This window comes from Microbacterium sp. BWT-B31 (genome assembly GCF_041379855.1).
In the GTDB taxonomy this organism is placed as follows: domain Bacteria; phylum Actinomycetota; class Actinomycetes; order Actinomycetales; family Microbacteriaceae; genus Microbacterium.
The window spans coordinates 132,270-147,528 of the sequence record NZ_JBFECU010000004.1 but is presented as its reverse complement, the minus strand read 5'-3'; the positions used below and the strand labels follow the sequence as shown (position 1 = coordinate 147,528).

Genomic DNA, 15,259 nt, shown 5'->3' with positions numbered 1-15,259 from the left:
CCACCACCCTGAAGACAGATGTGAGGACGGTAGCTATGGCATCGACCCCTTTCGGCATGAATCCGCCGGGTGACGGCACCCGTGCGGCCGGAACCGCACTGCCCGCCAAGCAGGGCATGTACAACCCCGCATTCGAGAAGGATGCCTGCGGGCTGGCGATGGTCGCCACGCTCCGCGGCGAGCCGGGGCACGACATCATCGCGCTCGCCCTGACGGCGCTGCGCAACCTCGAGCACCGCGGGGCCATCGGGTCGGATGCGGGAACCGGCGACGGCGCCGGCATCCTGACGCAGATGCCCGATGCCTTCCTCCGTGCGGTCGTCGACTTCGAGCTGCCCCCCGTCGGCGAGTACGCCGCCGGCCTTGCGTTCCTCCCGCAGGATGCCGACGAGCGCGCCGCGCTGAAGGCCGCCATCGAAAAGCTCGCCGAGAGCGAAAACGTCGTCGTGCTCGGCTGGCGTGCTGTGCCGACTGCCGAAGACAACCTCGGCAAGCTCGCGTTCGAGGCGCGTCCCGTGTTCGAGCAGCTGTTCCTGTCGCGCCCCGCCATCGGTGGTGCGCCGGCGATGTCGGGTGTGGAGCTGGACCGTCGGGTCTATCGAGTGCGCAAGCGCGCCGGGCATGAGCTCGGCGCGTATTTCGTCTCTCTCTCCAGCCGCACACTCGGTTACAAGGGCATGGTCACGACCCTGCAACTCGAGCCGTTCTACCCCGACCTGCAGGACGAGCGGTTCGCCTCCGAGCTCGCTGTCGTCCACTCCCGCTACTCCACGAACACCTTCCCCTCGTGGTCGCTCGCGCAGCCCCTGCGCATGCTCGCGCACAACGGCGAGATCAACACCGTCAGCGGGAACCGCAACTGGATGCGAGCGCGTCAGTCCCAGCTCGAGTCCGAGCTCATGGGCGATCTGCGCCCCCTGCTGCCGATCTGCACGCCCGGCGCGAGCGATTCCGCGTCGTTCGACGAGGTGCTGGAGCTGCTGACCCTCACCGGGCGCAGCCTGCCGCACGCGATCATGATGATGGTGCCCGAGGCATACGAGAAGCAGACCGACATCAGCCCGGACCTGCGCGCCTTCTACGAGTACCACTCGATGCAGATGGAGCCCTGGGACGGTCCTGCGGCGCTCATCTTCACCGACGGAACGGTCGTCGGCGCGACGCTCGACCGCAACGGCCTGCGCCCCGGGCGCTGGACCGAGACGACCGACGGACTGGTCGTCATCGGCAGCGAGACGGGGGTGCTCGACTTCGCTCCCGAGCGCATCAAGCGCCGTGGTCGCCTGCGTCCCGGTCACATGTTCCTCGTCGACACGTCGCAGCGCCGCGTGATCGAGGACGACGAGATCAAGCAGACCCTGTCCCAGCTCGAGCCGTGGCAGGCATGGCTGGACGAGGGCCGCGTGCGGCTCGCCGAACTGCCCGAGCGCGAGCACATCGTGCATCCGATCGCGTCGATCACACGCCGCCAGCGCACCTTCGGCTACACCGAAGAAGAGGTCAAGATCCTCCTCGGCCCGATGGGTCAGCACGGGACTGAGCCGCTCGGCGCGATGGGCAGCGACACACCGGTCGCGGTGCTGAGCGAGCGACCGCGACTTCTCTTCGACTACTTCACCCAGCAGTTCGCGCAGGTGACCAACCCGCCGCTGGACTCGATCCGCGAAGAGGTCGTGACCTCCCTGGGCACGAGCCTCGGCCCCGAGCCGAACCTGCTCGCGGCCGGACCCCGCCACACGCGCCAGGTGATCCTGGACTTCCCGGTGATCGACAACGACGAGCTGGCCAAGATCCAGCACATCGATACGTCGCTCCGCGGGCGCAGCTCGGTGACGGTCCGTGGACTGTACCGCGTCGAGGCCGGCCACAAGGGCATGCAGAAGCGCCTCGCGCAGATGTGCACCGAGGTCGACCACGCGATCGAGGACGGCGCCGAGTTCATCGTGCTCAGCGACCGCGACTCGAACAAGGACCTCGCGCCGATCCCGTCGCTGCTCATGCTGTCGGCGGTGCACCACCACCTGATCCGCAACGAGACGCGCATGAAGGTCGGTCTCGTGGTCGAGGCAGGCGACGTGCGCGAGGTGCACCACGTCGCGACGCTCATCGGGTACGGGGCATCCGCCGTCAACCCGTATCTGGCGATGGAGACCGTCGAGTACCTCGTCCGCTCCGGTGCGATCACCGACATCACCCCCGAGAAGGCCGTGAAGAACCTGATCTACGCGCTCGGCAAGGGCGTGCTGAAGATCATGTCGAAGATGGGCATCTCGGCAGTGTCGTCCTACGCGGGCGCGCAGGCGTTCGAGGCGGTCGGCCTCTCGCAGGACCTCATCGACATGTACTTCACGGGCACCGAGTCAAAGCTCGGCGGCATCGGCCTCGATGTCATCGCCGCTGAGAACTCGCAGCGCCACAAGTACGCATATCCCGAAGACGCGGCGGTGCGCGCGCACGAGCGGCTGTGGACCGGCGGCGAGTACCAGTGGCGCCGGGACGGCTCTGCGCACCTGTTCAACCCCGACACCGTCTTCCGGCTGCAGCACTCGACGCGCACGCGCCGGTACGACATCTTCCGCGAGTACACGAAGCTGGTCGACGACCAGGCGGCCGAGCTCAAGACTCTGCGCGGCATGTTCACCTTCCGCACCACCGGCCGCACGCCGGTGCCGCTCGATGAGGTCGAGCCGGTGTCGTCGATCGTGAAGCGCTTCTCGACGGGTGCGATGAGCTACGGCTCGATCTCGCGTGAGGCGCATGAGACCCTCGCGATCGCGATGAACCGGATCGGCGGCAAGTCGAACACGGGCGAGGGCGGCGAGGACGTCGACCGGCTGCTGGATCCCGAGCGGCGCAGTGCGATCAAGCAGGTCGCCTCCGGCCGGTTCGGCGTGACGAGCCTCTACCTCACCGAGGCCGACGACATCCAGATCAAGCTCGCCCAGGGCGCCAAGCCCGGCGAGGGCGGACAGCTGCCCCCGAGCAAGGTGTACCCGTGGATCGCCCGCACGCGCGGCGGCACCGCCGGCGTCGGCCTCATCTCGCCGCCGCCGCACCACGACATCTACTCGATCGAAGACCTCAAACAGCTGATCTTCGACCTCAAGCGCGCCAACCCACAGGCCCGGGTGCACGTGAAGCTCGTGAGCCAGTCGGGAATCGGCGCGGTCGCGGCGGGCACGGCGAAGGCCCTCGCCGACGTGATCCTGGTGTCGGGGCACGACGGCGGCACGGGCGCCAGCCCGCTCAACTCGCTCAAGCACGCGGGAACGCCGTGGGAGCTCGGGCTGGCCGAGACCCAGCAGACGCTCATGCTCAACGGCATGCGCGACCGGGTCGTCGTGCAGGTTGACGGACAGCTCAAGACGGGTCGTGACGTGATCATCGGCGCTCTGCTGGGTGCAGAGGAGTTCGGGTTCGCGACGGCTCCGTTGGTGGTCTCGGGCTGCGTGATGATGCGCGTGTGCCACCTCGACACGTGCCCGGTCGGCGTCGCTACGCAGAACCCCCTGCTGCGCTCCCGCTTCACGGGCAAGCCCGAGTTCGTGGTCAACTTCATGGAGTTCATCGCCGAAGAGGTGCGCGAGCACCTCGCCGAACTCGGCTTCCGCACGCTCGAAGAGGCGATCGGCCACCACGAACTGCTCGACATGAACGGCGCGGTCGAGCACTGGAAGGCGAACGGCCTCGACCTGACGCCGATCCTGGAGGGCCCGCAGTTCGCCGAGGGCGAGCCGCGACGCAACGTCCGCGGCCAGCACCATGACCTCGACAGCCATTTCGACGTGCCGATCATCGAGCAGGCGAAGGATGTCATCTCGCACGGCGGCCACCTCGAGGTGACCCTGCCCATCCGCAACACGGAGCGCGCGGTGGGCACGCTGCTCGGCCACCACGTGACCCGCGCGCGCGGCCAGAACGGCCTGCCGTCGGGATCGATCGAGATCAACCTGACAGGCTCGGCCGGGCAGTCCTTCGGCGCCTTCATGCCCGCCGGCATCACGCTGCGGCTCGAGGGCGACTCGAACGACTACGTCGGCAAGGGTCTGTCCGGCGGGCAGATCGTGATCCGCCCGCCTCGAAACGCCACCTTCGACGCGTCGCGCAACGTCATCGCCGGCAACGTCATCGGCTACGGCGCGACGCAGGGCACGATGTTCCTGCGCGGTGTCGTGGGGGAGCGCTTCTTCGTGCGCAACTCTGGGGCGACGGCCGTCGTCGAAGGCGTCGGCGACCACGCGCTGGAGTACATGACCGGCGGCCTCGCAGTGATCCTGGGGCCCACCGGCCGCAACCTCGGCGCGGGCATGTCGGGCGGCACGGCGTACGTGTTCCGCCTGGACCGCGCCCTGGTCAACCGAGAAGCACTCGCCACGGGCGAGCTGTCGCTGGCCGAGCTCGGCTCCGGCGACGCCGAGATCCTGCGCGATCTGCTCGAACAGCACGTCGCTGAGACCGGATCGACTCTCGCACGGGCACTCCTGGAGGACTTCGAGGCGGCACTCACACAGTTCACATTGGTTCTGCCGCGCGACTACGCCGCGGTGCTGCAGACGCGTCAGGATGCCGTGGCTGAGGGGCTGGACCCCGACGGCGATGTCGTGTGGAGCCGCATTATGGAGGTGACGGGTGGCTGACCCGAAGGGCTTTCTCAAGGTCACGGAACGTGAACTGCCGGCCCGCCGGCCCGTTCCCGTGCGGATCATGGACTGGAACGAGGTCTACGAGCCCGGCGACTCGGCGGTGCTGCGCCGCCAGGCTGGACGCTGCATGGACTGCGGCATCCCGTTCTGCCACAAGGGATGCCCGCTGGGCAACCTGATCCCGGAGTGGAACGACCTGACCTGGCGTGGCGAGGGCCGCGCGGCGATGGAGCGACTGCACGCGACGAACAACTTCCCGGAGTTCACCGGACGCCTCTGCCCGGCGCCGTGCGAGAGCGCGTGCGTGCTCGGCATCAACCAGCCCGCCGTGACGATCAAGCAGATCGAGGTCTCGATCGTCGACGAGGCGTTCGCGAGCGGCTGGGTCGAGCCCGAGCCGCCGGGGCGCCTCACCGGCAAGACCGTCGCTGTCGTGGGCTCGGGCCCCGCGGGCCTGGCGGCGGCGCAGCAGCTCACGCGCGCTGGCCACACCGTCGCGGTGTTCGAGCGGGACGACCGCATCGGCGGACTGCTGCGGTACGGCATCCCCGACTTCAAGATGGAGAAGCGGCACATCGAGTCGCGACTGCGGCAGATGCGCGAAGAGGGCACCAAGTTCCGCGCTGGCGTCGAGATCGGCCGCGACCTGTCGTGGAGCGACCTGCGCGCGCGCTACGACGCGGTCGTGATCGCGACCGGCTCCACCGTGCCGCGGGATCTGCCTATTCCGGGGCGTGACCTGGACGGCGTGCACTTCGCGATGGAGTACCTCGTCGAGTCCAACCGCGCCACGGCAGGAGACGCGGTCCCGAACCAGATCACCGCACAGGGCAAGCATGTCATCGTGATCGGAGGCGGCGACACCGGTGCCGACTGCATCGGCACAGCCCACCGTCAGGGCGCGCTGAGCGTCACGAACCTAGCGATCGGCCGGCGCCCCCCGGGGGAGCGGCCCGAGAGCCAGCCCTGGCCGATGACCCCGCACGTGTTCGAGGTGCAGTCGGCGCACGAAGAGGGCGGCGAGCGCGAGTACCTGGCCTCGACGGTGGAGTTCCTCGCGAACGAGGCGGGCGAGGTGCGGGCTCTGCGCGTCGCCGAGACCGAGTTCGTCGACGGCCGTCGCGTTCCCAAGAGCGGCACCGAGCGCGAGATCCCGGCAGACCTCGTTCTCATCGCGATGGGCTTCACCGGCCCCGAGCGTGCCGCGCTCGAGGACCAGCTCCAGGTGACGTTCACCGATCGCGGCGAGGTGCTGCGCGGCGACGAGTACGAGACCGCCGCGTCGGGCGTGTTCGTGGCCGGCGATGCCGGACGCGGACAGTCGCTGATCGTGTGGGCTATCGCCGAGGGTCGTGCGGCCGCCGCGCGCGTCGACGAGTTCCTGATGGGCACCACGTCGCTTCCGGTGCCTGTCGGTCCCCACGATGTCGCCATCGGACTGTAGCCCGCGTAGGCTTGGCACGTCTGTTCAGACCTTGAATACAACCCGGAGTACACACGGATGAGACGCGCCAAGATCGTCGCCACTCTAGGCCCCGCTACCTCGTCGTACGAGATGGTCCGCGCCATCATCGACGCCGGGGTCAACGTGGCCCGCCTGAACCTCAGTCACGGGGACTACTCCGTGCACGAGAACAATTTCGCCAACGTGCGCAAGGCGGCCGACGACGCCCAGCGCCCCGTCGCCGTGCTCGTCGACCTGCAGGGTCCGAAGATCCGGCTGGGCAAGTTCGTGGCGGGCCCGCACGAGCTGGCGGTCGGCGACATCTTCAAGATCACCGTGGACGATGTCGAAGGCACGCGCGAGATCGTCGGCACGACGCACAAGGCGCTGCACACCGACGTCTCGCCCGGAGACTTCCTGCTCATCGACGACGGCAAGGTGCGCGTCAAGGTGCTCGAGGTCGACGGCAGCGTCGTGACGACCGAGGTTGTCGTCGGCGGCCAGGTGTCGAACAACAAGGGCATCAATCTGCCCGGCGTCGCGGTGAACGTGCCTGCGCTGTCCGAGAAGGACGAGGACGACCTGCGGTGGGGTCTGCGGATCGGTGCCGACCTGATCGCCCTCTCGTTCGTACGCGACGCGCGCGACGTGGATCGCGTGCACGAGATCATGGCCGAGGAGGGGCGCCGCATCCCGGTCATCGCCAAGATCGAGAAGCCCCAGGCGGTCGACAATCTCGAACAGATCATCGACGCGTTCGACGGGATCATGGTCGCCCGCGGCGACCTCGCCGTCGAGCTGCCTCTTGAGGCCGTCCCGATCGTGCAGAAGCGCGCGGTCGAGCTGTGCCGCCGCATGGCGAAGCCCGTCATCGTGGCGACGCAGATGCTCGAGTCGATGACGCATTCGCCGGTGCCGACGCGAGCCGAGGCATCCGATGTCGCCAACGCCGTCCTCGACGGTGCAGACGCGGTCATGCTCTCGGGCGAGACGAGTGTCGGCGACTACCCGGTCGTCACCGTCGAGACGATGGCGCGCATCATCGAGTCGACCGAAGACCACGGGCTCGAGCGCATCCACCCGCTGACGACCAAGCCCCGCACGCAGGGCGGTGCGATCACCCTCGCCGCGATGGAGGTCGCCGAGTTCGTCGAGGCGAAGTTCCTCTGCATCTTCACCGAGTCGGGCGACACCGCCCGCCGCATGTCGCGGCTGCGCCCGTACATCCCGATGGTGGCGTTCGCGACCGAGCCGGCGATCCGCCGGCGCATGGCGCTGACGTGGGGGGTGCAGTCGACCATCGTGGAGCACGTTCCGCACACCGACCGCATGTTCATCCAGGTCGACGACTACTTCCTCTCCAACAACCTCGCCGAGGTCGGTGACAAGGTCGTGGTCATCTCGGGCTCTCCTCCCGGGATCGTCGGAACCACCAACGACATCCGCATCCACCGGATCGGGGATGCCGTGCACGGTGCCGCACCGATCTACAAGTCCGGCGAATAGACGGGCCCTCTTCTGCAGCTTCAGCCGCGCTCGCTATGGTGAGCGCGGCTGAACTGTGTCGAGAGGCGGGCTCGCGTTCGTTCGGAGCGGCTCCTCACGTGCACGTCACAGAGTCTGGTATCAATCAATCCACGCTGGACGTTCCGGTGAGGGACTGCTGACAAACGGCTTTCCCCAGCGATGCCGCCGAACCCCACCGACTACTGGCTCTCCACCCTCCCCAACTTCGAAAGAGAAGAAACCCTGCCAACTACATGACGCGGGACGGGCTTGAGCTGCAACCTTAACGCTGACCTCCAGATGGAGGGTTTCAGCGTCTCGAGCGGGTGAAGACACTGCCGAGGACGTTCGAGGTGGTCTTCGCTGCCTCGCGGGCGTGCAGCTCGGCAATATGCCCGTAGGTGTCCGAGGTCGTTAGGGCGCCGGACCTTCGTGTGGGGGTGCCGGTGGTGGGAGTCGAACCCACACGCCCTTGCGGGCAACCGAGTTTGAGTCGGTCGCGTCTGCCATTCCGCCACACCGGCCGCTGTGTGCAGAAATGACCATACCGTAGGATTCAAAGGTGACAGATACCGAGCAGCCCTCCGGGGCCTCCACCCCCGCACCTCGTCGAGTCGTCGTCGCGGAAGATGAGTCGCTCATCCGCCTCGACATCGTCGAGATCCTCCGCGACAACGGGTTCGATGTCGTCGGCGAGGCGGGTGACGGCGAGACCGCCGTGCAGCTGGCGACGGAGCTGCGTCCTGACCTGGTGATCATGGACGTCAAGATGCCGCAGCTCGACGGCATCAGCGCGGCCGAGAAACTGAGCAAGAACCACATCGCCCCGGTCGTGCTGCTGACGGCCTTCAGCCAGAAAGAGCTCGTTGAGCGCGCGAGCGAGGCGGGCGCGCTCGCTTACGTCGTCAAGCCCTTCACGCCGAACGACCTGCTTCCCGCGATCGAGATCGCGCTGGCCCGTCACGAGCAGATCATCACGCTCGAGGCCGAGGTCGCCGACATGGTCGAGCGCTTCGAGACCCGCAAGCTCGTCGATCGTGCGAAGGGCCTCCTGAACGAGAAGATGGGCCTCACCGAGCCCGAGGCGTTCCGCTGGATCCAGAAGGCGTCGATGGACCGCCGCCTCACCATGCAGGACGTCGCGAAGGCGATCATCGAGCAGCTGGCGCCCAAGAAGGACTGACCCACCCAAACCCTGATGAGCGGATGCCTCGGCACGAGGCATCCGCTCAGTCGTTGTTGAGGTCCTTGATCAGGTTCGTGATGCGCATCGTCGAGCAGCGGCGCCCCAGGTCGTCGCTCACGACGATCTCGTGCACGGTCATCGAGCGGCCGAGGTGGATCGGCATGCAGACGCCCGTCACGCGGCCGGATGTGGCCGAGCGGGTGTGCGTGGCGTTGATGTCGACCCCGACGGCGAGACGACCCGGGCCGGCGTAGAGGTTCGCCGCCATCGAACCGAGGGATTCGCCCAGCACGACATAGGCTCCGCCGTGCATGAGCCCAACCGGCTGCGTGTTGCCCTCGACGGGCATCGTGGCCACGGCGCGTTCGATCGACAGCTCGACCCATTCGAAGCCCATCCGGTCGGCGAGCGTGCCGTTGCCGATCTGAAGCGCCCACTCGAGCGGGTCGACGTGGTCACGGGCAGGCTGATTCATCGCGCGCCTTCGGATGGGGAGCAGGGCGGTGTCCGACCCCGCGTCTAGGCTTGCAGGGTGACGGACTCCGCAAAGCCTACTCTCCTGGTCGTGGACGGCCATTCGCTGGCGTATCGGGCGTTCTACGCCCTCCCGGTCGACAACTTCTCGACCAAGGACGGCCAGCACACGAACGGCGTCTACGGGTTCCTCTCGATGCTCGTCAACCTCATCAAGGCCGAGAAGCCCACCCACCTCGCGGTGGCCTTCGACACATCGCGGCAGTCGTTCCGCACGCGAGAGTATGCCGAGTACAAGGCGAACCGCTCCGAGACGCCCGCCGAGTTCAAGGGGCAGATTCCGATCCTGCAGGAATGCCTTGCCGCGATGAGCATCCCGGTGCTCCAGCAGGAGGACATCGAGGCCGACGACATTCTCGCCACGCTCGCGACCCAGGGCCAGGAGCAGGGCTTCCACGTGCTGGTGTGCTCAGGCGATCGCGACACGATCCAGCTCGTCAACGACGACATCACCCTGCTGTACCCCAACGTGCAGGGCGTGTCACAGCTCAAGCGGTACGACCCCGCGGCCGTCGTCGAGAAGTACGGGCTGCCGCCGCACCAGTACCCCGAGATCGCGGCGCTCGTGGGTGAGACGAGCGACAACCTTCCGGGCGTGCCGAAGGTGGGCGAGAAGACCGCGGTCAAGTGGCTGACGCAGTACGGCTCGCTCGAGGCGCTCATCGATAACGCCGACAAGATCACCGGTGTCGTCGGCGGCAACCTGCGCGAGCACCTCGACGACGTCAAGCGCAACCGTTCGCTGAACCGGCTCGTGCGCGACGTCGAACTGCCCCTGGGCCCCGCCGATCTGTCCGTGAAGCCGATCGACGCGCAAGCGGTGCGCGACATCTTCGCTCGGCTCGAGTTCCGCACTCTTCTTCCGCGCGTGTTCGAAGCAGCCGGGCTCGACGGGGCGGCGGGCACGACGCAGTCCACGGCGGCGACGCCCGCGATGCCGACGCCCGCCGAGCCCTCGGCATCCGATCTCGCGGCCTGGCTCGGCGCGGTCGACGGAGAGACCGGCGTGACGGTGATGATCGAGGGGGGTCTTCCGCGTCGCGTGGGGTTCGCCACGCGTGAGTCGGCGGTCGAGGCGACGTGGTCAGCCGAGGTCGCCGAGGCGATCGGGGGCTGGTTCTCGTCGTCGGCGCCGAAGGTGTTCAACGATGCGAAGTCGCAGATCAAGGCGCTCCGGCGTGCGGGCGTCGAGGTCGCCGGACTCGCGTTCGACACGACGATCGCGGGGTGGCTGATCCGGCCGAGCTTCCCCGACAAGACGCTGGCCGATCTGGTCGATCGCTACCTCGGCGAGAAGCTGCCCGAGTCCGACCCGACGCAGCTCGTGCCCGAGACCGAGGGCGCCACACCCGGCCAGGTGTCGTGGTTCGCGCTGCGAGTCGCCGACGCGCTTCGCACCGAGCTTCCCGCCCGCGTGGCGTCAGTGCTGACCGACATCGAACTGCCGACCCTCGTCACACTCGCCGATATGGAACTCGCCGGCGTCGCGGTCTCGCACGACAAGCTCGCACGGCTCTCGGCCGAGCTGGGCGCGCGCGCCGACGCCATCGCGCAGACGGCGTTCGCCGCGATCGGCCGCGAGGTCAACCTCGGGTCGCCGAAGCAGCTGCAGGAGGTGCTCTTCGACGAGCTGCAGCTGCCCAAGACCCGCAAGACCAAGACGGGGTATTCGACGGATGCCGCGGTGCTGGCCGATCTGCAGGAGTCCCACCCGCACCCGTTCCTCGACCTGCTGCTGCAGCACCGTGAGGCCACGAAGCTGCGCCAGATCATCGAGTCGCTTGACACCGCGATCGCGGCGGACGGCCGTATTCGCACAACTTACGTGCAGACCGGAAGCCAGACCGGGCGCCTGTCGAGCACCGACCCGAACCTGCAGAACATCCCGATCCGCACGGACGAGAGCGCTCGCATCCGTGCCGCGTTCGAGGTCGGCGAGGGGTACGAGACGCTGCTGACGGCGGACTATTCGCAGATCGAGATGCGCATCATGGCGCATCTGTCGGGCGATCCCGGCCTGATCGAGGCGTTCAACTCCGGCGAGGACACGCACCGCTACGTCGGCGCGCGCGTGTTCGGCGTCGACCCGCAGGATGTGACGCCGACGATGCGCACGAAGGTGAAGGCGATGTCGTACGGGCTCGTGTACGGGCTGTCGGCGTTCGGGCTGTCGAAGCAGCTGCGCATCGAGCAGGCCGAGGCCAAGCAGCTCATGACCGAGTACTTCGCGCGCTTCGGTGCGGTGCGGGACTACCTGCGGGCCTCGGTCGAGCAGGCGCGCATCGACGGGTTCACCGAGACGATCTTCGGGCGACGGCGGCCCTTCCCCGATCTGTCCAGCCCGAACCGGGTGCTGCGCGAGAACGCGGAGCGCGCCGCCCTCAACGCTCCGATCCAGGGGAGCGCGGCCGACATCATGAAGATCGCGCTCTTCCACATCCATGACGAACTGCGGGCCGCCGAACTGCAGTCCCGCGTGCTGCTGCAGATCCACGACGAGCTCGTGGTGGAGGTGGCACCCGGCGAGTGGGGCGCGGTCGAGGCCATCGTGCGCGCCCGCATGGCCGACGCGGCTGAGCTGTCGGTTCCGCTCGATGTGCAGATCGGGCGCGGCGCGGAATGGAACGAGGCCGGGCACTGACTGCGATGCCCGTGGGTGTCACACCGGGTGCCTAGGCTAGAGGGCATGACTGACGAATCACGCACCCCGTCGGCGATCGACGCGATCGCCGATGCGTGGGTAGACACGCTCGCCGAGCTGGATCCCATCGCAGCGACCTACATCGGCAGGTTCGAGTACAACGACCGTTACGGCGACTACTCGCCAGAGGGCTCCCAGCGCATCATCGACGAAGCGCGCAAGACCCTGAAGGCGCTGGGCGCTGCGACCCCGGTCGACGACATCGACCGAGTGACCCAGCAAGACCTCGCAAGCGTCCTCGAACTCGACATCGAACTGCACGAGGCGAAGTGGCAGCTGCGCGACCTGAACGTGATCGCCTCGCCCGCACAGGACCTTCGCTCGGTGTTCGATCTGATGCCGACTGCGACCACAGACGACTGGTCCGTCATCAGCAAGCGTCTCGCGGCGCTTCCGGCGGCGATCAACGGCTATGTCGCCTCGCTGCGCGAGGGCATCGCCGAAGGCACGGTGCCGGCCCGGCGTCAGGTTCGCGAGGTGATCACGCAGATCGCGCGGTACACCGCAGACAACGGGTTCTTCGCCGAGTTCGCGAGCAATGCGGCTCCCGAAGAGGGGCAGCTGCCGGCATCGCTCGCCCGCGACCTCGCCGACAGCTCGAACGCGGCGCGCGTGGCGTACGAAGAGCTCTCGGGCTTCCTCGGTGACGAACTGGCGCCGGCCGCAGCCGACAACGACGCCGTCGGCCGCGACCTCTACGCGCTGATGTCTCGCCGGTTCCTCGGCGCGACGATCGACCTCGACGAGACGTACGAGTGGGGCTTGCAGGAGCTCGCTCGCATGGTCGCCGAGCAGGAGTCGATCGCGAACGAGATCAAACCCGGCGCATCCGTCGAAGAGGCCGTCGCATTCCTCGAGCAGGACGACAGCCGCAAACTCCACGGCACGGACGCGCTGCAGAAGTGGATGCAGCAGACCAGCGATCGCGCGGTCGAAGAGCTCGGCCGCACCCACTTCGACATCGCCGAGCCGATCCGGCGCCTCGAGTGCATGATCGCCCCCACGAAGGAGGGCGGCATCTACTACACCGGCCCGACCGACGACTTCTCGCGACCCGGTCGCATGTGGTGGTCGGTTCCCGAGGGCGTCGACTCGTTCGACACGTGGCGCGAGCTCACCACGGTGTACCACGAGGGCGTCCCGGGGCATCATCTTCAGATCGCTCAGGCGGTGTACAACCGGGCGCAGCTGAACTCGTGGCGTCGCCTCATCGCCGGATCCAGCGGCCACGCAGAGGGCTGGGCGCTGTACGCGGAGCGCCTCATGGAGCAGCTCGGGTACCTGCGCGACCCCGCCGACCGCCTCGGCATGCTCGACGGCCAGCGCATGCGCGCGGCGCGCGTCGTGCTCGACATCGGCGTGCACCTCGAGAAGCCGCGCCCCGACGGCAACGGCACGTGGGACGCGGAATTCGCCCTCGGCTTCATGCGCCGCAACGTCAACATGTCTGACGAGTTCGTGCAGTTCGAGGTCAACCGTTACCTCGGCTGGCCGGGCCAGGCGCCCTCGTACAAGGTGGGCCAGCGCATCTGGGAGCAGCTGCGTGACGACGTGAAGGCCGCGCAGGGCGACGCGTTCGACATCAAGGCGTTCCACAAGCGCGCGCTCGACCTCGGCGGTGTCGGACTCGACACGCTTCGGGCCGCCTTCGCCCTCTGATACGGATCGACGGCCGGCGCCCGACCTCGTGTCAGGTGCCGGCCGTCGTCGTTCCGGGCTGCGTGCGTGCGGCCGCGAGAAGCCGCACAACCTCGGCTTCGTCGGTCTGGCGGAAGTCGCCGTAGTGCTGCCCGACCGCCCACAGGTTCCGCACGCGGTGCAGGCATTCGTACTGGTCTGCGGCGTCCGCGCCGGGGGAGTACTCGACGGGTGCGACGGGCACCGCGAGCACGATGCGACGCGCTCCGCGCAACCGGAGGGCTCGGCAGGCGGCGGTGGCCGTCGAACCTGTCGCGATCCCGTCGTCCACGACGATCGCAGTCCGGCCGGCGACGTCGATGTCGAACGCATCGAACGCGTGACCGCGGCGAATGAGCTCGGCGCGTTCCCGGCGCTCGACGTCGGCGAGTTGTTCCTCGGTGCCGCCGGACGCGCGCAGAGCGGGAAGATCGACGATCCGCACCTCGTCGGCGATGGCGCCGACGGCGTACTCCTCACGATTCGGCGCCCCGAGCTTGCGCACGGTGACGACCGTGAGCGGCAGGTTCAGGATGCGCGCCACCTCGGCGGCGACCACGACGCCTCCGCGCGGGATTCCGCACACCACGGCATCCGTCCCGCGCCATCGGTCCAGGGCGGGGGCGAGCAGGCGGCCGGCATCGGTTCGGTCGGCGAACACGACCATTCCTTCACGGTACGCCTTCCCACGACGGCACGCGATGCGGGGAGGCGGCGCTGCAGACGGGGCGGGCGGACGGTCGGACGTAGGGTGAGACGGTGACGGATGTGCGGTTTGTGGCCATCGGCGACTCGTTCACTGAGGGCGTCGGCGACGAGCTTCCCGACGGACGCGAGCGCGGGTGGGCCGATCTCGTGGCGCAGGGATGGGCGGATGCCGCGGGGCATCCGATCGAGTACGCGAATCTCGCGATCCGCGGCAAGCTCGTGTGGCCGATCGTCGAAGAGCAGCTGGAACCGGCGCTCGCGTTGAAGCCGACGCACCTGTCGTTCAACGGCGGCGGCAATGACATGCTGCGTCCGCGCACGTCCGTCGCACACATCCTGGATGCCTTCAGCCACGTGCTGCGCCGCTGCGACGAGGAGGGCGTGCGGCTGATCCTGCTGTCGGGTGCGAATCCGAGTGCGCAGCTGCCGCTCAGCCGTGTGATCCAGCGCCGCGGAGACCTGCTGTCAGCGGCGGTGGTCACCCACATGGCGGGACGCACCGACGTGATCCGCGCGCTGAACTGGCCCGATCTCGAGCTCTCCACGCCCCCGTACTGGTCCGAGGACCGTCTGCACATGAACGCGCGCGGACACCATCGCGTAGCCGCGCGGGTGCTCACGGCACTGGGACTCGAGCCGCCTGCCGGCTGGTGGTCGCTCCCGCCGCTGCCTCCGAGCGGGCAGCGCGGCGTGACCTACTACCGTGAGCACGTCGGACCGTGGGTGCGGCGGCGACTCACAAGGACCTCCTCCGGCGACGGTCGCGAGCCGAAGTACGCGAGCTGGGTCACGATCCAGCCGTCGCCTGTCAGTGGGTGAGCGAACAGCCGAGCTCGGCGAGCACCTCGCCGCGGGCTGCA

9 protein-coding genes and 1 tRNA gene are annotated in these 15,259 nt (G+C 68.2%); 7 read left to right on the top strand and 3 right to left on the bottom strand.

Going from position 1 to position 15,259, the window contains the following annotated elements; genetic code table 11:
• Positions 1 to 56 precede the first annotated feature (56 nt).
• Genes gltB through pyk form a run of 3 tightly spaced genes read left to right on the top strand, consistent with a single transcriptional unit; the run spans position 57 to position 7,593 of the window.
• The gene (gene gltB / locus AB1K54_RS06595) at positions 57 to 4,637 is read left to right on the top strand and encodes a glutamate synthase large subunit (protein ID WP_371202014.1); all 4,581 of its coding nucleotides are present in this window, start codon (positions 57 to 59) and stop codon (positions 4,635 to 4,637) included.
• The gene (locus tag AB1K54_RS06590; RefSeq protein ID WP_371201937.1) at positions 4,630 to 6,087 is read left to right on the top strand and encodes a glutamate synthase subunit beta; all 1,458 of its coding nucleotides are present in this window, start codon (positions 4,630 to 4,632) and stop codon (positions 6,085 to 6,087) included. Before gltB ends, AB1K54_RS06590 begins: the two co-directional genes overlap by 8 nt.
• 57 nt (positions 6,088 to 6,144) lie before the next feature.
• Positions 6,145 to 7,593, top strand: a complete 1,449-nt coding sequence (gene pyk / locus AB1K54_RS06585; RefSeq protein WP_371201936.1) for a pyruvate kinase — start codon at positions 6,145 to 6,147, stop codon at positions 7,591 to 7,593.
• 441 nt (positions 7,594 to 8,034) lie between these two features.
• Here the strand turns inward: pyk and AB1K54_RS06580 are convergent.
• A tRNA-Leu gene (locus AB1K54_RS06580) sits at positions 8,035 to 8,117 on the bottom strand.
• Between the two features lie 38 nt (positions 8,118 to 8,155).
• Here AB1K54_RS06580 and AB1K54_RS06575 point away from each other — a divergent pair.
• Positions 8,156 to 8,776, top strand: coding sequence for an ANTAR domain-containing response regulator (locus AB1K54_RS06575; RefSeq protein WP_371201935.1), 621 nt, complete (start codon positions 8,156 to 8,158; stop codon positions 8,774 to 8,776).
• Between the two features lie 46 nt (positions 8,777 to 8,822).
• On the opposite strand, the gene AB1K54_RS06570 is transcribed toward AB1K54_RS06575, so the two are convergent.
• Positions 8,823 to 9,254, bottom strand: a complete 432-nt coding sequence (locus tag AB1K54_RS06570; RefSeq protein WP_371201934.1) for a hotdog fold thioesterase — start codon at positions 9,252 to 9,254, stop codon at positions 8,823 to 8,825.
• A 57-nt stretch (positions 9,255 to 9,311) separates the two neighbouring features.
• On the opposite strand from AB1K54_RS06570, the gene polA reads away from it, so the two are divergent.
• The gene (gene polA / locus AB1K54_RS06565) at positions 9,312 to 11,954 is read left to right on the top strand and encodes a DNA polymerase I (protein WP_371201933.1); all 2,643 of its coding nucleotides are present in this window, start codon (positions 9,312 to 9,314) and stop codon (positions 11,952 to 11,954) included.
• Between the two features lie 45 nt (positions 11,955 to 11,999).
• A complete protein-coding gene (locus AB1K54_RS06560; protein WP_371201932.1) occupies positions 12,000 to 13,673 on the top strand; it encodes a DUF885 domain-containing protein in 1,674 nt (557 codons plus the stop codon).
• A 31-nt stretch (positions 13,674 to 13,704) separates the two neighbouring features.
• On the opposite strand, the gene AB1K54_RS06555 is transcribed toward AB1K54_RS06560, so the two are convergent.
• Positions 13,705 to 14,358, bottom strand: a complete 654-nt coding sequence (locus AB1K54_RS06555; protein WP_371201931.1) for a phosphoribosyltransferase — start codon at positions 14,356 to 14,358, stop codon at positions 13,705 to 13,707.
• A 92-nt stretch (positions 14,359 to 14,450) separates the two neighbouring features.
• Here AB1K54_RS06555 and AB1K54_RS06550 point away from each other — a divergent pair, with 92 nt between their 5' ends.
• Positions 14,451 to 15,218, top strand: a complete 768-nt coding sequence (locus AB1K54_RS06550; RefSeq protein ID WP_371201930.1) for an SGNH/GDSL hydrolase family protein — start codon at positions 14,451 to 14,453, stop codon at positions 15,216 to 15,218.
• Positions 15,219 to 15,259: the final 41 nt, after the last annotated feature.

What these genes read in the sequence shown, in the direction of transcription:
- gltB (WP_371202014.1), top strand. Translation starts at nt 57, where the DNA reads ATGAATCCGCCGGGTGACGGCACCCGTGCGGCCGGAACCGCACTGCCC.
- pyk (WP_371201936.1), top strand. Translation starts at nt 6,145, where the DNA reads ATGAGACGCGCCAAGATCGTCGCCACTCTAGGCCCCGCTACCTCGTCG.
- AB1K54_RS06570 (WP_371201934.1), bottom strand. Translation starts at nt 9,254, where the DNA reads ATGAATCAGCCTGCCCGTGACCACGTCGACCCGCTCGAGTGGGCGCTT.
- AB1K54_RS06560 (WP_371201932.1), top strand. Translation starts at nt 12,000, where the DNA reads ATGACTGACGAATCACGCACCCCGTCGGCGATCGACGCGATCGCCGAT.
- AB1K54_RS06555 (WP_371201931.1), bottom strand. Translation starts at nt 14,358, where the DNA reads ATGGTCGTGTTCGCCGACCGAACCGATGCCGGCCGCCTGCTCGCCCCC.